Annotated in this window: 18 protein-coding genes; 13 read left to right on the plus strand and 5 right to left on the minus strand. The window is 54.5% G+C overall.

Annotated elements, in window-relative coordinates; translation table 11 throughout:
• From hflC to rpoD, 7 genes are all read left to right on the plus strand, one after another.
• Nucleotides 1-888 (plus strand): protease modulator HflC, encoded by an 888-nt coding sequence (gene hflC / locus EKL30_RS15410; protein ID WP_126708215.1) that lies wholly within the window; start codon nt 1-3, stop codon nt 886-888.
• A gap of 160 nt (nt 889-1048) precedes the next feature.
• Nucleotides 1049-2212 (plus strand): ATP phosphoribosyltransferase regulatory subunit, encoded by a 1164-nt coding sequence (locus EKL30_RS15415; RefSeq protein WP_126708137.1) that lies wholly within the window; start codon nt 1049-1051, stop codon nt 2210-2212.
• 86 nt (nt 2213-2298) lie between these two features.
• Entirely contained in the window at nt 2299-3594 is a 1296-nt protein-coding gene (locus EKL30_RS15420) for an adenylosuccinate synthase (RefSeq protein ID WP_199748586.1), read from the plus strand.
• Nucleotides 3595-3782: 188 nt separating this feature from the next.
• Nucleotides 3783-4322, plus strand: coding sequence for a phosphoribosyltransferase (locus EKL30_RS15425; protein WP_126708139.1), 540 nt, complete (start codon nt 3783-3785; stop codon nt 4320-4322).
• A 135-nt stretch (nt 4323-4457) separates the two neighbouring features.
• Nucleotides 4458-4670 carry a 30S ribosomal protein S21 gene (gene rpsU / locus EKL30_RS15430; protein ID WP_102068946.1) on the plus strand — a complete coding sequence of 71 codons (213 nt, stop codon included), beginning with the start codon at nt 4458-4460 and terminating at the stop codon, nt 4668-4670.
• Nucleotides 4671-6596, plus strand: coding sequence for a DNA primase (dnaG, locus tag EKL30_RS15435; protein ID WP_126708140.1), 1926 nt, complete (start codon nt 4671-4673; stop codon nt 6594-6596).
• Between the two features lie 244 nt (nt 6597-6840).
• Complete coding sequence (gene rpoD / locus EKL30_RS15440; protein WP_126708141.1) at nt 6841-9096, plus strand: RNA polymerase sigma factor RpoD; 2256 nt, start codon at nt 6841-6843, stop codon at nt 9094-9096.
• Between the two features lie 86 nt (nt 9097-9182).
• Here rpoD and EKL30_RS15445 read toward each other — a convergent pair whose 3' ends face one another.
• Nucleotides 9183-11165, minus strand: coding sequence for a sigma-54-dependent Fis family transcriptional regulator (locus tag EKL30_RS15445; protein WP_126708142.1), 1983 nt, complete (start codon nt 11163-11165; stop codon nt 9183-9185).
• A 248-nt stretch (nt 11166-11413) separates the two neighbouring features.
• On the opposite strand from EKL30_RS15445, the gene EKL30_RS15450 reads away from it, so the two are divergent.
• The 4 genes from EKL30_RS15450 (at nt 11414) to EKL30_RS15465 (ending at nt 16761) form a co-directional block, all read left to right on the plus strand.
• The gene (locus EKL30_RS15450; RefSeq protein ID WP_126708143.1) at nt 11414-12940 is read left to right on the plus strand and encodes an aldehyde dehydrogenase family protein; all 1527 of its coding nucleotides are present in this window, start codon (nt 11414-11416) and stop codon (nt 12938-12940) included.
• Nucleotides 12941-13077: 137 nt separating this feature from the next.
• A complete protein-coding gene (locus tag EKL30_RS15455) occupies nt 13078-13842 on the plus strand; it encodes a LamB/YcsF family protein (RefSeq protein ID WP_126708216.1) in 765 nt (254 codons plus the stop codon).
• A gap of 69 nt (nt 13843-13911) precedes the next feature.
• Complete coding sequence (locus tag EKL30_RS15460; RefSeq protein ID WP_126708144.1) at nt 13912-14787, plus strand: TIGR00730 family Rossman fold protein; 876 nt, start codon at nt 13912-13914, stop codon at nt 14785-14787.
• Between the two features lie 54 nt (nt 14788-14841).
• A complete protein-coding gene (locus tag EKL30_RS15465; protein WP_126708145.1) occupies nt 14842-16761 on the plus strand; it encodes a diguanylate cyclase in 1920 nt (639 codons plus the stop codon).
• Nucleotides 16762-16798: 37 nt separating this feature from the next.
• Here the strand turns inward: EKL30_RS15465 and EKL30_RS15470 are convergent, their stop codons facing one another.
• From EKL30_RS15470 to EKL30_RS15480, 3 genes are all read right to left on the minus strand, one after another.
• Nucleotides 16799-17476, minus strand: a complete 678-nt coding sequence (locus EKL30_RS15470; RefSeq protein ID WP_126708146.1) for a type 1 glutamine amidotransferase domain-containing protein — start codon at nt 17474-17476, stop codon at nt 16799-16801.
• A 94-nt stretch (nt 17477-17570) separates the two neighbouring features.
• Nucleotides 17571-18791, minus strand: coding sequence for a chromate efflux transporter (chrA, locus tag EKL30_RS15475; RefSeq protein WP_126708147.1), 1221 nt, complete (start codon nt 18789-18791; stop codon nt 17571-17573).
• Between the two features lie 259 nt (nt 18792-19050).
• Entirely contained in the window at nt 19051-19479 is a 429-nt protein-coding gene (locus tag EKL30_RS15480) for a hypothetical protein (RefSeq protein WP_126708148.1), read from the minus strand.
• 372 nt (nt 19480-19851) lie between these two features.
• Between EKL30_RS15480 and EKL30_RS18870 the strand changes: the two genes are divergently transcribed.
• Together EKL30_RS18870 and EKL30_RS15490 are read left to right on the plus strand one after the other, a co-directional pair.
• Nucleotides 19852-20112 (plus strand): hypothetical protein, encoded by a 261-nt coding sequence (locus tag EKL30_RS18870; protein WP_158618432.1) that lies wholly within the window; start codon nt 19852-19854, stop codon nt 20110-20112.
• A gap of 110 nt (nt 20113-20222) precedes the next feature.
• Complete coding sequence (locus EKL30_RS15490) at nt 20223-20723, plus strand: DUF3597 domain-containing protein (RefSeq protein ID WP_126708150.1); 501 nt, start codon at nt 20223-20225, stop codon at nt 20721-20723.
• Nucleotides 20724-20887: 164 nt separating this feature from the next.
• Here EKL30_RS15490 and EKL30_RS15495 read toward each other — a convergent pair whose 3' ends face one another.
• Nucleotides 20888-21475: an NUDIX domain-containing protein gene (locus EKL30_RS15495; protein ID WP_126708151.1), complete on the minus strand. Its 588-nt coding sequence runs from the start codon at nt 21473-21475 to the stop codon at nt 20888-20890.
• Between the last annotated feature and the right edge of the window lie 18 nt (nt 21476-21493).

The raw sequence follows: 21493 nt of genomic DNA on the forward strand, positions 1-21493 counted from the left end.
ATGCAACGTTTTTTCCCCGCTTTAGTCGGCCTGGTCATTTTCCTGGCAATTCTTTCTTCCTGCGTATTCGTTGTCCGCGAACGAGATGCCGCACTGGTGTTCGCTTTGGGTGAGGTGCGCGATACCATCACCGAACCCGGTTTGTACTTTAAATTCCCGCCGCCTTTCGAGAACGTAGTTCGCCTCGACAAGCGTCTGCAGACCATCGAAACCAACGATCCGGAACGCATCCAAACGGCGGAAAAGAAAAACCTGCTGATCGATTCTTTCGTGAAGTGGCGTATTGCTGACCCGCGCTTGTTCTACGTTACTTTTGGCGCCAACGATCGGGCTGCGGTTGAACGCTTGCAAGCCCAGATTCGCGATGCATTGAACGCGTCGGTTAACGTACGCACCGTGAAGGAAGTCGTCTCTACCGAACGCGACACCATCATGAAAGAAGTCCTGACCACGGTCGAGGCACGAGCCAAGCCTTTGGGTGTTCAAGTCATCGACGTACGCCTGCGCCGCATTGACTTTGCTCCGGAAATTTCCGAATCGGTTTATCGACGCATGGAAGCCGAACGTAAACAGGAAGCGAACCGCCTGCGCGCCACCGGTGCCGCCGACAGCGAGCGTATCCGGGCACAAGCCGACCGTCAGCGCCAAGAGCTCTTGGCCAAGGCCTATGCGCAATCGCAAGGCATCAGGGGCGAGGGCGACGCCAAGGCAGCTGCCCTCTATTCTGGCGCCTACGGAAAAAATCCTGAATTCTTCGGTTTTTACAAGAGTCTTGAGGGATATCGTGCGGCCTTCTCAGGTCCTAACGACACCTTGGTTCTCAGTCCGAAATCCGACTTCTTCAAGTTCTGGAATTCTCCTCAAGGCGCAAAACCCGCGACACCATAGGCCGGTAGACGATAGTTCGATGGTTTCCTTATTCGAATCTATCGTCTATACTATCGCGTAAGTTTTGTTAACCTTTTTACCGCAAGCGACTTGGCGGGCTTACGCCCCAAGTCGCTTTTTGTTTGGCGGTAATTTTGTAATGCTTTTTCAGGACCGCGTGATGTCCAATTGGTTGTTGCCAGAAAGTCTGGCCGATATTCTGCCCGCCGAGGCTCGCCGTATTGAAGAACTGCGTCGTAATTTACTCGACCTGTATCGCACGTACGGTTTTGAACTGGTCGCTCCGCCTCTGGTCGAATATATCGATTCGCTGCTTTCTGGCACCGGTGGCGCGCTTAATTTGCGTACTTGCAAGCTGATTGATCAGCTCTCCGGTCGCACCTTGGGCGTGCGCGCAGATATAACGCCTCAGGTGTCGCGCATTGATGCCCATTTGTTGAATCGCGAAGGGGTGACGCGCTTATGTTATTGTGGTTCGGTGCTGCATGCTCGTCCGGCGGGTTTGCTTTCTGATCGCGAGCTGCTCCAGATCGGGGCCGAGATCTTCGGGCATGCGGGTGTCGAAGCCGATATCGAGATCCTGGAACTGGCGCTGGAAAGCGTCAAGCGCGCAGGGGTAAGCAGCGCTCGGCTCGACTTGAACCATCCGGGCGTGCTCAGGGCGATTGTTGATTCTGACTCGGCACTTGCTGATTCGGTCGACGAAATCTCCGATCTGCTCAGTACAAAAGATGTTCCCGCGCTTGGTTCGCTGGCGTTGCGTCTGCCCGATATCAAACCCGTGACCGTGCAGGCGTTGCTATCGCTCGCTTCGTTATACGGCGGCACTGAAGTTATCGCCAAGGCTCGTGAAACGTTGCCTGCATTGCCCGCATTGCGGCGAGCCCTGGACGACCTCGAGGCCCTGATACGTGCGCTTCCCACGCACGAGTTCAGCATCGACTTAGCCGATATGGGCAGTGGCTATGGCTACCATTCCGGTGTGGTTTTTTCGATCTACGCGGAAGGCTGGCACGACGCTCTGGTCAAAGGCGGGCGTTACGATGGGGTAGGCAAGGCTTTCGGGCGTTCGCGTCCGGCTACAGGATTCAGTCTGGATTTACGTAAGCTTTCTTCAGGCTTGCCACCAGCACCCGTGGCCATGGCGATTCGCGCCCCCTGGGGTACCGACGTAGCGTTGGTCGGTGCGCTGCGCGCCTTGCGCGACTCCGGTGAGATCGTGGTGCAGGTCCTTCCTGGGCAAACGCATCGCCTCGACGAATTTACCGTTGATCGGGAACTGGTTCTGGATAACGGGGCATGGAAGGTAAGGGCGATTCAGTAATCCGCTACGCCGGGTTGCTTTATCGGATGGTTTAAACCTACTTTGGCCTTGTGCATGTCGGGCCGAAACTTTTTTTGATATGTAAGATGAGCAAGAATATTGTGGTGATCGGCACTCAGTGGGGTGACGAAGGCAAGGGCAAGATCGTAGACTGGCTGGCTGAATCGGCACAGGGCGTGGTCCGCTTCCAGGGCGGTCACAATGCAGGGCATACGCTTTGGATCAATGGCAAGAAAACGATCTTGCGCCTGATCCCATCTGGCATTATGCATCCTCACGTCACTTGCTATATTGGCAACGGCGTCGTGCTGTCTCCCGAAGCGCTGCTCAAGGAAATTGCCGAGCTTGAAGCGATTGGGCTAGATGTGCGGTCGCGTTTGCAAATATCGCCGGCCTGCCCTCTGATTCTTCCCTACCATATTGCGCTTGATCAGGCACGCGAAGCGCGTAAGGGCGAGGGCAAAATCGGCACGACAGGGCGCGGCATCGGCCCCGCCTACGAGGACAAGGTTGGTCGGCGGGCGTTGCGCGTCCAAGATCTATACGATCCTGAAATCTTCGATGAAAAACTCGCCGAAGTCCTCGATTTTCATAATTTTGTGCTTACCCAGTATCTGGGCGGCAAGGCCGTATCGGCCGACGAGGTGCGCGATCAGGCAATGGAATTGGCACCGGTGCTCAAGCCCATGGTGGCCGATGTATCGCATAATCTCTACATTGCCCAAAAGGCCGGAAGCAAGCTCCTGTTTGAAGGCGCACAGGGCGCGTTGCTGGACATCGATCACGGAACCTATCCCTTCGTCACCAGCAGCAATTGCGTGGCGGGTGCCGCCTCTGCAGGCGCTGGGGTCGGCCCTCAGTCGCTCGACTACGTCTTGGGTATTGCAAAGGCCTATACGACTCGCGTCGGCTCAGGCCCGTTCCCAACCGAACTCTTGGACGATACTGGCGCTCGCCTGGCCACCGTCGGCAAGGAATTTGGTTCAGTAACAGGACGTCCCCGTCGGTGTGGCTGGTTCGATGGTGCTGCCATGAAGCGTTCGGTCATGATCAACGGCATATCGGGCCTGTGCGTAACTAAGCTCGATGTGCTTGATGGTGTCGAGCAGATCAAGATAGGCGTAGGCTACCGCTACAAAGGTGAATTCGTGGACGTGCTGCCATATGGTGCGCATGCTGCCGCCGAAGCAGAGCCAGTCCTGGAAGAGATGGCAGGCTGGACAGAATCCACCGTCGGTGTGACCGACTACGATAAGCTGCCCGTCAACGCTCGCCGTTACCTGGAACGCATTTCTGAAGTGTGCGATGTGGCGATTGATATGGTTTCTACGGGTCCTGACCGTCTTGAAACGATCGTGTTGCGTCATCCGTTTAAAGGCTGATCGCTAAATACCGTCGAAGCGGGCGACGCCGCCAGCCGACTTTAAAGCGGGTTTGCGTTTAATAGCAACAGAAAACCCCGGATTCATGGCCGAATTCGGGGTTTTTTCATTTCTACCTTCTCGCTGGGTGATGTACGGTTTATCATTATGGGCTTTTCAAGAATAAAGTTTACCGGACACGCCAGCTTATGAATAATCCAAGCACTGACCGCGACCACTGGGTCAGCTGGGATCAGTATCACGCTCTTATCGAGCGTCTTGCCCTGACGGTACATGAATCAAATTGGCATTTCGATAAAATCGTGTGCCTGGCCCGCGGTGGTGTTCGTGTCGGCGATGTGTTGTCCCGTATATTTGACGTCCCTCTTGGTATTTTAGCCACAAGCAGTTATCGCGAAGCTGCGGGAACCGAACAAGGGCAGCTTGATATCGCTCAGTTCATAACCATTACACGTGGCACCCTCGACGGCCGTGTGTTGCTGGTTGATGACATGGTCGACACCGGCATGACCTTCGGCCGGGTCCGCGACCACTTGCTCTCCCAGTTTCCCGCCATTAGCGAGCTCAAAACGGCGGTACTATGGTGGAAGGGGCATTCGCAGGCAACTCCGGATTACTTTGTAGAAAAATTGCCTACCAACCCTTGGATTCACCAGCCTTTCGAGGATTACGACAGCATTCGTCCTCATCAGCTCGAGGCGTGGGTGCGTAAGGGCGTGCGTAATTAGACAGCAGTAGAGCGCCCATCGATGCGCGAGCAGTATCCAGTTGGCAGTCTATAAGTCCATGAATACCGTTTTCATGTTAAACTCTTAGGTTGTCGTAATATCCACTAATTCATAACCTGCAAGGCTTAAGATTACATGCCTATCGTTCGTCTGAAAGAAAACGAGCCGTTTGAAGCCGCATTGCGCCGCTTTAAGCGCACTATCGAAAAAATTGGTCTTTTGACTGAATTGCGCGCGCGCGAATTTTACGAAAAGCCGACTGCTGAACGTAAACGCAAGCACGCTGCCGCGGTCAAGCGCCACTACAAACGCATCCGCAGCCAACAACTGCCTCCGCGTCTGTATTGATTGATACCTGAATCATTTGTTCAGGATCTCCTCGCCCGAATAGATGTTGTTGACGTCGTCGGGCGATACGTACAGCTGCGCAAGGGTGGGGCCAATTTACTTGGCCTATGCCCGTTCCACAACGAAAAAAGCCCTTCATTTACGGTAAGTCCCACCAAACAGTTTTATCACTGTTTTGGTTGCGGAGCGCATGGTAGCGCTATCACTTTTCTAATTGAACATACCGGCGCGAATTTTCCCGAGGCTATTCGTAGCCTTGCGGCAACGGCCGGTATGACTGTGCCTGAAGAGTCGCGCAGTCCGCGCCAACGTGCAGCAGACAAGCTCCGCAAGGACGAAGTCTCGCGGCAACAGCACATACTGGACATGGCGCAGGCCCACTACGTAAGCGAACTTAAAGGTTCGCGTGCTGCGGTGCACTATTTGAAGCAGCGAGGCTTATCCGGCGAAACTGCTGCCCGATTCGCATTGGGATGGGCAGGTGCCGACAGGCGCGGTTTGTCGACCGTCTTTGCCCAATACGAAGATCCCTTGCTGGTCGAGTCGGGGCTGGTAATCGAAGCCGAGGACGGGCGGCGGTACGATCGTTTCCGCGAACGCATTATGTTTCCCATTCGCAATCAGCGTGGGAATCTGATCGGGTTCGGTGGCCGTATTATCGGCAAGGGTGAGCCCAAATACCTTAATTCGCCGGAAACGCCGCTGTTTTCCAAAGGGCATGAGCTTTACGGTTTATGGGAAGCCCGCGCGGGCATTCGCAGTGAAGGATACGTTCTAGTGGTCGAGGGCTACATGGACGTCGTGGGGCTGGCGCAGCATGGCCTGGCCAATGCGGTTGCTACGCTGGGAACCGCTACCACGGCTTTTCACATACAGAAACTATTGCGCGCAAGCAATAAAATCGTCTTCAGCTTTGATGGCGACAAGGCGGGCAAGCGTGCCGCCTGGCGCGCACTGAATACCTGTTTGCCGTTGGTGCGCGACGATGTCTCGATGCGTTTCTTATTTCTTCCTGCCGATCACGACCCGGATTCCTATATTCGGGAATATGGTGCGGAAGCGTTTAAGGCCACAGCCGCTGAGGCGGTTCCCTTGTCACGCTTTATGCTCGAAGAATTGGCCTCACATCATGCCATGCACGAGGCCGAAGGGCGGGCGGCATGCGTACACGAAGCAAAGCCTTTGCTTGCTTCGCTGCCCGAAGGGACGCTGCGGCTTCAGATCGAGCGCGAGTTTGCCAAGCTGGTCTTGCTGACGCCGGAAGAGTTAAGCCAAATGCTTGCCGAGATGCAGGCGCCTGCGGCGCCCGAGCCGGCTTCGCATGCTGCCGCGCCGCTGCAAAAAAACAGGCGGGAATCGGCTGACAATGAAGAGCCGGACGGATTTATGGATGCGCCAATGTTCGAGCCGGATGATTTTGGCTCGTATGGCGCCGACGATTCCCCGCCCGAGCCATTGGTCCGGCACAAGCCGACGTTTGGCCAGAGCAATAAGGGCCGTACGGTTACACCCATGGCGAAACGGCTGCTGCGATTATTATTGGCTCATCCGGAACTTGTTTCAAGTTTAGGGGACCAACAACTTGAAATACTTGAACGAGGCCCCCATCTAGCACTTGTCCGGGATCTTATCGCACTGGCCAACGCGAGCGGAGCACGCCATGCGGGTGCTTTATTGCAAGCTGCTGAACCGGGATCCGATCTGGAAGGCATATTGGCGTCTGTGAGCCCAGAATTATTAGCGCAAGAAGATCTACCCGATCCGCAAACTGAATGGAATGATGCCATGCGACGAATAGAGCTTGATGCCATTAAGGCTGAACAGTCGGAGTTGGTCGGTGCCGGTTTGAAAGATGATGCCTCTAAAAAGAGATATCACGAGTTAACGCGACGAATTGCACTACTAAGTAGTGCTTCTTCGCATTGAGTACTGTAAAATAGAGAGTTTTCGCAACGCCCAAGCATATATTTGCATAATAATGGTGTTTAGTACCGGTTAGCCCCCTTAGCCTTGCAACCAAACTGCGTCAAGGATTTTATAATTCGGGCTGCCATGGTCGGCATCAGCATTAGCTGCAATATAGACTCAATCGCTGCGATAAGTAAGTTCTGCCCTGCAACACTCGTTGGCCTATGGTCGACCGAGTGATTTTGCGCCTACGGAAGCGACTATGACCCAAGTTACTGGTAAAACCCCCCTGGCAGCTGAGAAAGCTGTGAAGCAAGCTAAAACGCTTGGCGCCACAAAGAGTGCTGCCAAGACAACAGTGAGCGTCGGGGAAGGTGTTACGGCAGTTAAAGCCCCTGCCGCAAAAAAGGCTCCAGCCAAAAAAGCGGCAGCTACCAAGGCGGCAGTCAAGAAGACTGCAACGGGCGCGGAAGCGACCACAGCCAAGCCGGCTAGCAAGACCGCCGCGCGCGCGGTGCCGTCCGGACGCCGTCCTGGTCGCCCTGCTAAAAACGCCAATAACGACTCTGCTGACTTCCATGACGACGACTCCGGCGACGCCGAAGTTATTCCTGAGCTCAAGCCGCTGCCCAAGCGCGGCGGGAAGCGCGCCAAGGGCGACAAAGATGTCCCTGCGCGCAACCAGATGACGCCAGAAGAGCAAGAGGCGCGGCGTAACCGCCTGAAAGTTCTTATCAAACTAGGTAAGGATCGCGGCTACCTCACATACGGCGAAATCAACGACCATCTGCCCGATGATCTGGTGGATGCCGAAGCGATCGACGGCATCATCAGCACGTTCAGCGACATGGGCATTTCGGTCTACGACCAAGCCCCTGACGCTGATGCGCTGCTTATGAGCGACAACGCGCCGGTGGCGACCAGCGATGACGACGTCGAAGACGAAGCCGAAGCCGCTCTCACCACCGTTGACTCCGACTTTGGTCGTACGACTGACCCAGTGCGCATGTATATGCGTGAAATGGGTACCGTCGAACTCCTGACGCGCGAGGGCGAGATTGAAATTGCCAAGCGGATCGAAGATGGCCTCAAGCACATGGTAATGGCGATCGCCGCCTGCCCCACAACGGTCAACGAAATCCTGCAGTATGTGCAGCGTGTACGTGAAGGCGTGGCTCAAATCGACGAAGTAGTCGATGGTCTGATCGACCAAGAGGGCGAAGAATACGCCGGAGCCGGTGTTTCGGTCGACAATGACGAAAACGAAGATGGCCCCGCTGGCGGCATGAGCAGCAAGCAGCTCGAATACCTGCGCTCAACAGCCCTGAAAAAGTTCGAAATCATTGGCGTATGGTTCGATAAAATGCGCAAGGCGTTTGAACGCGACGGTTATCAAGCCCAGGAATATATCCAGGCTCAGGAAGCCATACTAAATGAACTGATGGGCATCCGGTTCACGGCCAAAATGGTCGAGAAGCTCGCCGATACGTTGCGCGAACAGGTGGGCGAAGTGCGCAAGCTTGAACGCGCCGTATTGCACGCTTGTGTCGACCGCGCCGGTATGCCTCGCGCGTACTTCATCAAGGCATTTCCGGGCAACGAAACCAACCTCGAATGGGTGCTGGGCGAAGTTTCAGGTGGCCATCCTTATTCTGAAACCCTCGAACGCCACATTCCAGCAGTTCAGGAGATTCAGCAAAAGCTTATCGACTTGCAGACTGCTGTCGTGTTGCCGCTTAAAGACCTTAAAGACGTTAATAAGCGCATGGCGACCGGCGAAGCCAAAGCTCGCAAAGCCAAGCGCGAAATGACCGAAGCCAACCTGCGTCTTGTTATTTCGATCGCAAAGAAATACACGAACCGTGGACTTCAGTTCCTGGATCTGATCCAGGAAGGCAATATTGGCCTAATGAAAGCGGTAGACAAGTTTGAATACCGCCGTGGGTACAAGTTTTCTACCTATGCCACATGGTGGATCCGCCAGGCTATTACACGCTCGATCGCTGACCAGGCGCGTACCATTCGTATTCCGGTGCACATGATTGAAACGATCAACAAAATGAATCGTATCAATCGCCAAATATTGCAGGAAACTGGCGCCGAGCCCGATCCCGCTACCCTGGCCCAAAAAATGGATATGCCCGAGGACAAGGTTCGCAAGATCCTCAAGATTGCCAAAGAGCCAATCTCGATGGAAACCCCAATTGGCGACGATGATGACTCCCATTTGGGCGACTTCATCGAAGACACCGGTACCTTGTCGCCTTCGGAATGGGCCCTGCATGGATCGATGCGCGATGTGGTCAAGGAAGTCCTTGACTCTCTTACTCCACGCGAGGCAAAAGTGTTGCGCATGCGTTTCGGTATCGAAATGAGCACCGATCAGACACTGGAAGAAGTCGGCAAGCAATTCGACGTCACGCGGGAACGTATCCGTCAAATAGAAGCCAAAGCGCTGCGCAAGCTGCGTCATCCCAGCCGTGCAGATAAGTTAAAGAGCTTTCTGGAAGGTCAGTAAGCCGGGCCAGAATTGCACTGAGGTTTTAACGCAATTCAGTCGGGTTTGTAGTAAAACGGCGGCCTTCGGGTCGCCGTTTTTTTGTATTACGCCTTCGGACCACTGCGTTTCGCGACAGAGCGTTCCAGGTATCGGTAAAGCGTGCTTCGATGCACGCCCAAGCTACGGGCTGCAAGACTAAGGTTGTGGTTCGACTCGGCGATGACCCGTTCAATGGTCAGATCGTTGACATCTCGCAATGTGGATCCTGTGACGTCGACGCGCGAAGGGGGGTGGTACGTATGTCCGGAATATGGGTCAGCGCCAGGTCCTGTGCCAAGAAGCGAGGGTGGTACTGAAAAATCCGACATCGGTAGATGAGGACGGTCGGGAGGGCGCAACTGGGCAGGAAGTTCATCGCCGGTGATAAGGCTGCCTTCGGGTTGTAGATAAATGAGTTGGCGCAAGAGGCTGTTTAATTGTCGATAATTCCCTGGCCACGGATAGGCCTGCAGGCAGTCGAGTGCCGTGTCGGCGAGCGTCATTGAGCGGTCGCGACCTCCAAGGCGCTGAAATTCCTGGCACAGGAAATCGCGCAGAGAGTGTCTTTGACGTAGCGGGGGAAGGTGTACGCTGAAGTCTTGGAGGCGATAGAAGAGATCGGCTCTAAACGAGGCATTTTCCACCATGACGGCCAGATCGTGGTTGGTAGCGCTGACGAGGCCGAAATCAACCGGAATGCGTTTATCAGACCCTAGTGGCTGAACTTCACGCTCTTGAAGCGCTCGAAGTAATCGTGTTTGCAGCATTATCGGCATATCGCCGATTTCATCCAAAAACAGCAATCCCCCTTGCGCCTCACGTAGACGTCCGCGCGAGCCTTCTCGGCGTGCTCCGGTGAATGCGCCGCCTTCATAGCCAAACAGTTCCGCCTCAACCAGGCTCTCTGGGAGGGCAGCGCAGTTAATGGCCACGAAGGGACCCTGTCTCCATTGGCTTTGGGCATGAAGATGGCGGGCAAAGATTTCTTTGCCGGCTCCGGTCTCACCTTGCAACAGGATTGCCATGCCGGCATTAATGGCAGAAAGGGATTGCTTTAGACTGGCCTGCAGTTCGCTTGCCAAGGTCGGTAGAGGGGGATTTTTGCTGGACGGTATACGCGACTTGCTGCCGTGTCTTTCGGCAACGAGGTCAATTGATTCGGTGGTTTTAGCGGCTGATGGCAACGCGCTTTTGCCGGTATGTAAGGTTCCAACAAACGGGGTGCCGGTGCAACTACGCATCGCTTGGGGAGTGACGCCTGCTTGCTTCCAGCCATCTAGCCAACGCTGTACAGGGGAGCCAAGCACATTCCAGTCCGCTTGCAGCAGTTGCAAGGCAATAGCGTTTGCTCCTACAACGCGATCGTCCTCCACGAGCAAAATAGCGCGCTCACTAGAATCAAGTAATGAGGGTTGGCGCTGAAAAACCAGGCGATGAAGACGTCCATCGGCGTGATCCAGAAGGCGGTTGCTTATTTGCCGTGCGCACATTTGTGCCAAGCCTAATGCATAGGCATGAAGGGTTGTAGCTTCGCTTGAAATGTCCAGCACACCAATGATTTCACCGACCGCAGAAAATATCGGCGCCGCATGGCAACTGAGGATCTTGTTGCGCTCCAGGAAATGTTCACGGCCGTGGACGCTGACACTATCGGCGTCAAATAGGGCTGTGCCTATGGCATTTGTGCCGCGTAAGGATTCCGCCCAACTGACGCCTGGCTGCAATGCGACCTGTTCTGCCTTTTGGAGAAATGCGGCACTTCCTGCTGCTTGCAAAATTACGCCGGTTGCGTCGGCCAGCAATACGACACTTTGAGCGCTGGCGACCAGCGAACCCAAGGTCTGAATTTCCGGCTCGGCCATCTGAAGCATGTGGGCATGTTGTTCGCGCCTGGCGGTTAGGTCGGCTCGCAACATGGGATCAGGGTCGGCATGCAAGGCATAGTCAATTGACGTGCAACGCTTCCATGAACGAAGAATAGGGTTGGAAGCTTGCGCGTTGAGTTTGTCGGCCAATGCTTGCGCTGTATGCGGCGTCGTTGAGGTCATGCGTGTTGTCTCCGGTGTTGCGTTATGCGTCAGCAGGAGGTGCCGCTTAATATGCCAGACTGTCGATTTTTGCGACAAGCTATTGTTTTATTAGCCGATTATGCCACTTCGCATGACATGTGGGAACCGGCTTTCTGCTTGTTGAACGCCAATTCTACGCCGCGGTGTGCGCATTGGCATGCATATTGCTTTTTTCATAATACGGAACCCTCAGCACGGTAACCGGCATTTACTAAAGGAGATATGAAATGGACTTGACCGACTTGAAAGATTTTGGCATCGATGTTGAATTCCCATATAAGCGGCATTACGAGAACTACATAGGCGGCCAATGGGTTGCGCCCATATCGGGCAACTACTTTGAAAATGTCTCGCCTATTACCGGACAAGTATTTTGCGAAGTTCCGCGCTCGGATGCCGCTGATGTTGACGCGGCGCTCGATGCGGCACATGCCGCTCGTAAAAAGTGGGGCGAGACATCGCCCACCGAGCGCGCCAACATCCTGTGGCGCATGGCCGATAAAATGGAGCAGAATTTAAAGATTCTGGCGGTAGCCGATTCCATAGATAACGGAAAACCTTTGCGCGAGACAATGGCAGCCGATGTACCTTTGGCAATTGATCACTTGCGATATTTTGCGAGCTGCATACGAGCCCAGGAGGGTGGTATTTCGGAAGTCGATCACGACACGGTGGCCTACCACTTTCCTGAGCCCCTCGGCGTGGTCGGGCAGATTATCCCATGGAACTTTCCTCTGCTTATGGCTGCATGGAAGCTTGCGCCCGCACTGGCTGCTGGTAACTGCGTCGTGCTCAAGCCAGCCGAACAAACCCCGGCGTCCATCCTGGTATTAATGGAATTGGTCGGAGATTTGTTTCCGGCAGGCGTCATCAATATCGTGAACGGTTACGGCAAGGAAGCCGGACATGCACTCGCCACCAGCAAGCGCATCGCCAAGCTGGCGTTTACCGGATCAACTGCCACGGGAAAATATATTTTGCATGCCGCCGCTGAAAACCTTATCCCAAGCACCGTGGAACTAGGCGGAAAAAGCCCTAATATCTTCTTCGCCGATGTCATGGACCAGGACGACGCCTTTTTTGACAAGGCAATGGAAGGCCTGGCCATGTTTGCGCTTAATCAAGGTGAAATATGTACGTGTCCATCGCGCGTCATGGTGCAGGAATCTATTTACGAACAGTTCATCGAGCGTGCCATTAAGCGCGTCGAGGCCATTAAAACCGGGCATCCCTTGGACACCTCGACCATGGTAGGCGCCCAGGTGTCACAAGTTCAGATGGACAAGATTTTGTCCTACATCGATATAGGACGAGATGAAGGGGCACAATGCCTTACAGGCGGTTCGCGCCATGCGCCGGGAGACGGCTTGAGTGAAGGTTTTTATGTCAAACCCACTTTGCTTTTCGGTGACAATAGCATGCGCGTGTTCCAAGAAGAGATTTTCGGGCCCGTGGCTTCCGTCATGACGTTTAAAGACGAGGAAGATGCCATTGAACTGGCCAACGACACCGAGTATGGCTTGGGTGCAGGCGTATGGACGCGCGACGGAACCCGCGCTTACCGCGTGGGCCGGCAGATACAGGCAGGACGCGTCTGGACTAACTGCTACAACCTGTACCCCGCCCATGCCGCCTTCGGTGGTTACAAGAAGTCCGGCATAGGGCGCGAGAACCATAAAATGGCACTTGCAGCGTATCAGCAGACCAAATGCTTGCTGGTTAGTTATAGTCCCAATGCAATGGGATTTTTCTAAAACCGATTGTGCTCGGATCCGCGGTATGGCGGAGACGTAATCCGGGATGCCTCACATATACGGGAAGTCCATGGGCTTCCCGTATTGTCGACTTGGTTTATGCTCTTATCCATTCGGAATTTTGGGGGGAGATCATGGTGAGCTTATCAATCGATTTGAATTGCGATATGGGCGAAAGCTTCGGTGCGTGGAAAATGGGTCAGGACGAAGAAATTCTGCCTTTCGTGACGTCGGCCAATATTGCTTGCGGCTTCCATGCAGGCGACCCGGCCGTAATGCGCCACACTGTGGCGGCTGCCATTCGTCACGGCGTCGCACTGGGCGCGCACCCCGGTTTGCCGGATCTGGCAGGTTTCGGTCGACGCACCATGGACATTAGCCCGGAAGATGCCTACGACCTCGTTGTAGTCCAGGTTGGCGCGCTTGCAGGGGTAGCAGCCAGTCAGGGCGGTCGTCTCCATCATGTGAAAGCCCATGGGGCTTTGTACAACATGGCTGCAAAAAATCACGAATTGGCCGAAGCCATAGCCAAAGCTGTCCGTGACGTCGATTCGACGCTGGTGTTCTACGCGCTGGCCTCCAGCGTTCAAGCTCGTATCGCAAAGGAGATGGGGCTAACGGTTGCGCAAGAGGTCTTTGCCGATCGGACCTACCAAAGCGATGGTTCGCTGACGTCTCGCAAGCAGCCCAATGCCATGATCGTGGACCCCGCCGCATCGATACGGCAAGTGCTGCGGATGATCAAAGAGGGCAAGGTCGGTACCGTTCAGGGCGAAGATGTGGCGGTGAGTGCGGACACCTTATGTATCCATGGCGACCAGGCTGGGGCAGTCGTGTTCGCTCAAGCGATCCGGCAAGCGCTTAAGGACGAAAATATTTCGGTGCGTAAGATCGGTTCCTGAACCGGATCGCGGTGGCATCAAATGATGTAAGGTTGCGCCGTTAAGTACGCATCTGTCCGGATTGTAATCATGAAGACCATTTTTCCCGACGCCGAGAGGCGTCATGCTTTGCAGGAGGCCATCCAGCAAGGCCAAGCTTATACGTTGGCGCAGGAAGATATCGCATTTCTTGCAAGTGAAGATCTCCGCCCAGTACGCATGCAGCTCGAATTATTGAAGACCGAGCATGCTCTGCGTGAACACAATGTACGCGCCACTATCGTGGTATTCGGTAGTGCGCGCATAATGTCTCTAGAAGATGCGCAGGCAGCAGTTGTGCTGGTGGAGGAGCAATTGGATGCGCAGCCGAAGGAAGCGACTCTCGAGCGCGCACTTGTTGTGGCCAAGCGTCGTGTCGAGCAAGCGCACTGGTACGGGGAAGCACGTCGCTTTGCCCATATGGCATCAACATGCTTTCAGCATGAAGGCCCTTGTGAACTGGTGGTAATGCCCGGCGGCGGGCCGGGCATTATGGAGGCGGCAAACCGTGGCGCGTTTGAAGCGGGCGAGCGATCGGTTGGTCTTAATATCACCCTGCCCCACGAGCAATACCCCAATCCATTCATTACGCCAGAGCTCGCTTTCAGGTTTCACTACTTCGCGCTGCGAAAGATGCATTTCTTACTACGTGCCAAGGCACTGGTCGCGTTTCCGGGCGGGTTCGGAACCCTGGATGAGCTCTTCGAGGTGTTGACGCTGGTGCAAACTCAAAAAATGCCACGAATCCCGATCGTATTGGTCAATAGCGCGTTCTGGCAACGCCTCATTGACTTCGATTTCCTTATCGAAGAGGGCATGATTGCCGCGGCGGACGCCGAGTTGTTCGTCATGGTAGATAGCGCGGAAGGGGTGATTGCCGCGCTCCGAACTTTTTACTCGGGCACTACGGCGCAACCGAATATTTAGTTTATTTTTGACGCTGCCCGTTGTAGTATGGCACATTTGCTTACGAGTTGATTAATGGCCGCCCTCTTCAAAATTGGCAGTAGTCCATTCCTAGCACAATGGCTGGGACTTGGTTCTGCACTGTCTATTTTATTGGCGTTGATATCAATTAATCTTTACAGGGATCACGGTCGTATCGGGCAACGCGAAGAAGACCGATTGTCCACCCAAGCTCGCGTCGTGGCGGAAAATATCGAATTCCAGTTGGCGACCGTCGATTTGACCCTTGGCCGTATCGTGGCGAAGCTGGCCAATAGTCCTCAGATTGCAGCATCTACTGACTCCACAGCCGTGTATTTTTCGGCACTCGTCGATGCCATGCCGGGCGTTCGTACCATCGCTATTCTGGATGTCAACGGCACCGCGCTCGCCTCGAATCGCCCCGAACTGGTCGGCCAAAATTTTAGCGAACGTGGGTATTTCAGTCGCATCAAAGGTCACCCCGATGCGACGGCTTTATATGTTTCGACGCCGTTCAAAAGCCTGTTGAATCCTTATGTCGTAAACGTTTCACGGATGATTCCCGGCCACGATGGTGGGTTTGCTGGCATTGTGTTTGCCACCCTTGATCCGAAGTACTTCAATACGCTGGTGGCCTCGGTCCTGTATACCCCCGACATGTGGGGCATGTTGATTCATTCGGACGGTCAACCATTCGTGATACAGCCGCCAACAGGCAGTTCCGCGGATATCGACTCCATGCAACCAGAGTCCCTATTTCTGCGTGATCGCCAACGAGAACGGCCCCTTGCCGTTATCAGTGACGACACAATGATGAGCTATGCGGGTCAAATGGTCGCCCAGCGCACTGTTGGTCTGAACCGTCTTAAAATTGACAAGGCGCTCGTTATCGCGATGGGCCGCGACCGGGACGACATATTCATGCAATGGCGACAAGATATTGCCTTTCGCTCCATGGTATTCGCGCTCATTTGTGTCGCCAGTTTTATGGCGCTGCGCGCGTATCACTTTACCCGACGCCGGCTTGAACGACAGAAAGCTGCTGCGGCGGCCATTTTGCAGGCTGCACTCGATAACTATCAACTAATTGTTGAAAACACTGCGGACCTTGTCGCGCGGATCGATCCCCAAGGGCGTTACACTTATTTGAATCGGGCGTTTTGTGGCATGTTCGGCAAGACGGCAACGGATCGCGTCGGAGAGTATTTCGCTGCGCGGGTGGTTGGGCCGGACCGCGATTTGGCGGTGACATCGTTTCGTAAGCTCTTCGAACCGCCTTATGCACTTAGCTTCACACAGCGTGAAAAAACGATAATTGGTATACGTTATTTACAATGGACCGCAAAAACGCTTTTCGATCCGCAGGGCAAGGTTACTGAAATTATCGCCATCGGCCGTGACATGACCGAACATATGCGTCGTGTCGGCACTCTTGAGCATCAGGCCTTTCGAGATTTCCTTACCGGGCTCGCTAACCGTCGCCATTTCATGGGCCTGGGAAAGGATGAGCTTGCCCGCGCATTACGTTACGGCAGGCCGGCTTCGTTGTTTATGTTGGACCTGGATCACTTTAAGCATATCAACGACGCATACGGGCATAGAGTCGGCGACTTGATGCTGCAAACTTTCAGCAAAGTGCTTCTCAAGACGTTACGCGTGACCGATGTCATCGGCCGTGTAGGCGGAGAGGAATTTGCCGTTCTGCTGCCCGAAACAGAGCTTGCCGAGGCGCTCGAGACGGCTTACCGGCTTAAAAGCGCGATCGCTGAGCAAAGTCTCACCATCGAAAACGAAACCATACTGCGTGTTACCGCGTCGATAGGCGTCGTGGCGTGGAGACCGGGCATCGACCTTGACGACCTTTTAGACATGGCAGACGGTGCTTTGTATCAAGCAAAGCAGTCTGGCCGTAATAAGGTCTGCATTGCGCAATACCCGGATACAGGCGAGCCGCTCGCAGCGAAAAGCGCCTGATCCCCATCGTCCTCTGGCGCCTGGTGAACCGTTCGAATTACCCGAGTTGCTTTAACAGAGCGCGGGCGGCGGGTTCGGATGACGCCGGATTCTGTCCTGTGATCAGGAGTCCATCGGTGATGACATATGGCAGCCAATTGCCCACCTGAGAATAAACCCCGCCATTTTCTTTCAGCATGTCTTCGACCAGAAATGGAACGATATCGGTAAGGCCCACAGCAGCTTCTTCATCGTTCGAAAATCCTGTGACGTTTTTTCCATTGACCAGAGGTTTGCCATCGGGGTTCTTAACATGCCGGAGCACTCCTGGCGCGTGGCAAACGGCGGCGACGGTCTTTCCGGCCGCTAACGTTTTCGTGATCAGGGAAATGGAAACAGCGTCTTCTGCAAGATCCCATAACGGGCCATGTCCGCCTGGATAGAAGACGGCGTCGTAATCGTTCGCTGTGATGCTAGAAAGCACGCGTGTGTTGGCTAACGCCTCTTGAGCCGCCTTGTCTTCGGCAAAGCGGCGCGTAGCATTTGTCTGTGCATCGTCGGCATCGCTTTTAGGATCGATGGGCGGGTGCCCTCCGGATGGCGAAGCGAGGGTGATGTCGGCACCTGCGTCCTTGAAAATGTAATAGGGCGCTGCAAATTCCTCGAGCCAGAAGCCTGTTTTCTCGCCCGTATTTCCTAGCTCGCCGTGCGAGGTCAAAACCATTAGTATTCGCATGCTGCCTCCTGATTGAATGACACATTAAGGTTGCCGGTACGCAATAAAATTGTAGATAAACTTGCGGCGAATCCACATGATGGGTTGCCTGACCTTACCATGGAAGACTCAATAGCCATCCGCCAAGTCCACTGCCGACGACAACAAGCCAAGGCCGTAGTTTCCAGAATACCAAGGCAGTTAGTGCTACGACGGCCAGGGCGAAGTCAGAGGATTGGTGAATTGCGCTCGTCCATACGGGGTGATACAGCGCCGCCAGCAATAAGCCGACTACGGCTGCATTCACGCCTGCCAGAGCGGCACGCATGCGAAGGCTGGTTCTTAGCTGTTCCCAGAACGGTAATGCCCCAACGACAATGAGAAACGACGGGACGAAAATAGCGACAAGGCACAGTGTCCCACCGATGAACCCAGTTGGCGGTGTGCTCATTGAGGCGCCCAGAAACGCAGCAAAGGTAAATAAAGGACCGGGCATCGCCTGAGCTGCCCCGTAACCGGCGAGGAAAATCTCGTTGCTAACCCAACCGTTAGGTACGACTTCGGCTTGAAGCAAGGGCAAAATGACATGGCCACCGCCGAAAACCAGTGCTCCGACCCGATAAAAGACATCGAGCATCGACATACCTGGGTTGTGCGAAGCTTGCGCGAGCAGTGGAAGGCTGACAAGCAATGTAAAGAAAATAGCCAATAAAATGGCGCCGGTGCGCCGGCTTACCCGGATAGATAAGGCTTCATGCGCGATTTCTTGTGTTGGCTTGATCAACCACCAGCCAGCGATGCCGGCTACGATGATCGCACCCAATTGACTGAGTGTTCCGGGCCACATGAGCACCATACAGGCTACAGCCGTCATGATTGAAATGCGCAATGTATCGGTGCACAGGCTACGTGCCATCCCCCACACCGCGTGAGCCACGACAGCGACCGCGGCCACTTTCAATCCCTGCAGGAGACCCGTCGGAATTTCCTCGCCCCAGCTGGAAATTCCCAGCGCCAAGAGCATCATCGCAATTGCCGAAGGTAGGGTGAAGCCCAGCCATGCAGCAAGCGCACCGCTATACCCCGCCCGCGCCAGTCCTAACGCTAAACCTACCTGGCTGCTTGCGGGGCCCGGCAGAAACTGACACAGAGCAACCAGGTCGGTGTAGCTGCGCTCGCCCAGCCAGCCGCGCCTTACTACGAATTCCTCGCGGAAGTAGCCAATATGAGCGACGGGACCTCCAAACGATGTAAGTCCGAGACGTAGGAAGACAAGAAACACTTGCCATGCGCTGCTGGACTGTTGCGGTATATCCGTGACCTTTATTGAGGGCATGCCTGGCACTTATAAGCTATACATAATGACAAAAGCGGCGATTTTTTGCTATTCGTCACGTTGAATGCGGTTTATCGGAAGATGCCCATAGCTTACTCAAGAAAAAGTCGTTTGATGTGGTTCGCCGCTGTGTTGCTTATTCGAATCCCCAAATTTGAACAGTTCGTGCCGAACGCTGGCGTTTGACCGTTTGAACGGCATTTGGCCAAACGCCGTGGCTCACCGCACTGCGACCATGAGCGTTAAGGTTGCTATGGCACTACTGCGGCTTTTCACTGCCTACGGTTGCGGCAGCGCCTTTATTGCTGGTATCTGGGCCTGTGCGCATGGGCGCGCCAGACGGAGGGCTTTCCGACGATGGTGCGGTTTGATGCGGCTTTCCTGTTGAGGGTGTTCCGGTGGACGCCGGCATGTCCGATTGATGCAGTTTAGGGTTGGGCTTAGTGGTTGACGCTGGCTTGTCTGTGCCAGGCACGCTACTTTCTGGCGCTTCCCCCGTAGCCGTTTCTGACGGAGCGGGCATACTGGTAGATGGTGATTTTGGTGGCGGAGGGTTTGTTGGAGGTATTGGGCTTTCAAGCGCTTCGCCCTGGGCGCTGCTGCCACTGCTGGTTTTCTGTGCCTGAGCGGTCGCAAAAGGGATTGCCACCATGGCCGAGATCAGAAGGGTCGTTTGAAGTAACTTCATGTTTTCACCTTTGAGGAGTACGATCGTTAGTCGTCTTGTAAATGCAGGCTGTTAGCGATTCGAAACGGCATGTGCGCCGTCAGACTCATTTAGCAAGCGGCGTGCCATCGGCTCCTCAGTTTGAGCTAGCCATTGCACCCCAACTCTGCAAAGAATTCATCTCGTGTCATGCAAATCGAATAGACTACGAGTTGATGAAAAAATAAGGGGCGTATGGTGAAGAAAACGAAATGGCTCGATTCCTCGATACTGCCCTTCTATGCGGGAACTTATGAGGTCAAGCTCAAGGATGGAAGTATTGGGCATGCCGCTTTTGGCCCACAGGGTTGGTCTTGCGGGTCCGACCTGCTTATTCGCTAGCGCGGAAGGAGCGTGCTACTAAGCAAGGACGAACAGAAAGCGCACCGGGGGGTAATTGCCACACATGCCGACACGCTGAAATCCAAAAAGCGGGCCGCAAAATCGGCATTGCGCCTCGCTAGAGATGCCGTAGCAAGGCAGAAGAGCGCAACCTTGCGGTCAGAGTTTTATTCATTAGCCATACGGTTAAATGCAAGGCTCGACGAGCTCGATTTGCATCAGAATGTGCTGGCTCGCGCCGAAGCGGATCAAGAAAAAGAGAAGGAAATCTGACGGCTCCCTCTGGCGTTGGATTCAGTACGCCCTGTGCTAACGGCATACTACGTGCTGATAAGACCCTGGTGGCAACCCTGTTTTGTTATAACCCAGAAAGGAGTCAGCTTATGTCGATTTTCAAGAGCATCCTCGCCAAGATTTTTCCGTCCGAGCATCCTGCTAACCAAGCAACACCACAAGCAAACGCTGGCTCAGCAACTCCGCCGGCAGCCGGCACGTCGTCTGGAGCAACGGCTCCAACCAGCACCACACCCAGGTCGCCTGAAACGGCGACCGGTACACCCGGGGTAACGTCGTCAATGGCGGCCCCGACCGCGACGAATGCGACATCTCAGGCGTCGACTGCACAGCCTGTCGACGTCGAGGCAATATTGCGGGAAATGCAATCGAAGAACTCTGAGAAGCTGAACTGGCAGACGTCTATCGTCGACCTTCTTAAGCTGTTAGGTCTTGACAGCAGCTTGACGGCCCGAAAGCAGCTTGCCAAAGAACTCAACTACACCGGTAGCACTGATGATTCTGCCACAATGAATATATGGCTTCACAAGGAAGTCATGCGCAGATTTGCTCAAAGCGGTGGCAAAGTCCCTGAAGAGCTAAGAGGGTAGGCAGCCTTGCTGAGGGACCGGTTCAGGCGGTTCCTCAAACTCAGTTAGCGTTCCCACCTTTTGTGTCCATGCGTGGCTAGTGGACTGCATTGCTGATGCTACTTAAGTGTTCACCGCAGCAAAAAGCTAACTCTACGCATTGGACTTTTACGTATGGAGGTCGATTAATTGTCGGCTGGTTTCCAGTCCAGCGTCCATGTGTCTGCAAGCACGTTCTGCAGCCATAAGGTACACGTCAGGGTCTTGGCATCAGTGATATCGCCGCTACGGCAGGCATCGACCAGGTCTTTGACGCCCATGGTGCGCAACTCAAGGAATTCATCGTGATCCAGTTGTTGGGCGCCGGGCGTGAGATGACTCGCGAAGAATATATGAATGATCTCGGTGGAGTATGAAATGGCCAGGTGCATGGCGCCGGCATATGCCCATCGGCCTGCAGTAAAGCCGGTCTCCTCAAGCAATTCACGTTTCGCACAAGTTAGCGGATCTTCACCCTGGTCCAGCTTACCGGCGGGAAACTCTGTCATCACACGATTTACGGGATAGCGAAACTGGCGTTCTAACAGCACGCGTTCGTTATCCAGTAACGGGATGATTACGACCGCTCCAGGATGCACAATATACTCTCGCGTCGAGCTGCCGCCGTCGGGCAAGCGTACTGTGTCGCGTCGAGCTTTCAAGAAGTCGCCTTCGAACAAGGTTTGGCTCTCGAGCAACGTTTCTGTCAGATGATGGTCGGCAGAGTCGGTCATGGCAAAGTAGAGGCCCGA

This window comes from Candidimonas sp. SYP-B2681 (assembly GCF_003971065.1).
Classification (GTDB): Bacteria; Pseudomonadota; Gammaproteobacteria; order Burkholderiales; family Burkholderiaceae_B; genus Pollutimonas.

What these genes read in the sequence shown, in the direction of transcription:
- hflC (WP_126708215.1), top strand. Translation starts at nt 1, where the DNA reads ATGCAACGTTTTTTCCCCGCTTTAGTCGGCCTGGTCATTTTCCTGGCA.
- EKL30_RS15415 (WP_126708137.1), top strand. Translation starts at nt 1,049, where the DNA reads ATGTCCAATTGGTTGTTGCCAGAAAGTCTGGCCGATATTCTGCCCGCC.
- EKL30_RS15420 (WP_199748586.1), top strand. Translation starts at nt 2,299, where the DNA reads ATGAGCAAGAATATTGTGGTGATCGGCACTCAGTGGGGTGACGAAGGC.
- EKL30_RS15425 (WP_126708139.1), top strand. Translation starts at nt 3,783, where the DNA reads ATGAATAATCCAAGCACTGACCGCGACCACTGGGTCAGCTGGGATCAG.
- rpsU (WP_102068946.1), top strand. Translation starts at nt 4,458, where the DNA reads ATGCCTATCGTTCGTCTGAAAGAAAACGAGCCGTTTGAAGCCGCATTG.
- rpoD (WP_126708141.1), top strand. Translation starts at nt 6,841, where the DNA reads ATGACCCAAGTTACTGGTAAAACCCCCCTGGCAGCTGAGAAAGCTGTG.
- EKL30_RS15445 (WP_126708142.1), bottom strand. Translation starts at nt 11,165, where the DNA reads ATGACCTCAACGACGCCGCATACAGCGCAAGCATTGGCCGACAAACTC.
- EKL30_RS15450 (WP_126708143.1), top strand. Translation starts at nt 11,414, where the DNA reads ATGGACTTGACCGACTTGAAAGATTTTGGCATCGATGTTGAATTCCCA.
- EKL30_RS15460 (WP_126708144.1), top strand. Translation starts at nt 13,912, where the DNA reads ATGAAGACCATTTTTCCCGACGCCGAGAGGCGTCATGCTTTGCAGGAG.
- EKL30_RS15465 (WP_126708145.1), top strand. Translation starts at nt 14,842, where the DNA reads ATGGCCGCCCTCTTCAAAATTGGCAGTAGTCCATTCCTAGCACAATGG.
- EKL30_RS15470 (WP_126708146.1), bottom strand. Translation starts at nt 17,476, where the DNA reads ATGCGAATACTAATGGTTTTGACCTCGCACGGCGAGCTAGGAAATACG.
- chrA (WP_126708147.1), bottom strand. Translation starts at nt 18,791, where the DNA reads ATGCCCTCAATAAAGGTCACGGATATACCGCAACAGTCCAGCAGCGCA.
- EKL30_RS15480 (WP_126708148.1), bottom strand. Translation starts at nt 19,479, where the DNA reads ATGAAGTTACTTCAAACGACCCTTCTGATCTCGGCCATGGTGGCAATC.
- EKL30_RS15490 (WP_126708150.1), top strand. Translation starts at nt 20,223, where the DNA reads ATGTCGATTTTCAAGAGCATCCTCGCCAAGATTTTTCCGTCCGAGCAT.
- EKL30_RS15495 (WP_126708151.1), bottom strand. Translation starts at nt 21,475, where the DNA reads ATGACCGACTCTGCCGACCATCATCTGACAGAAACGTTGCTCGAGAGC.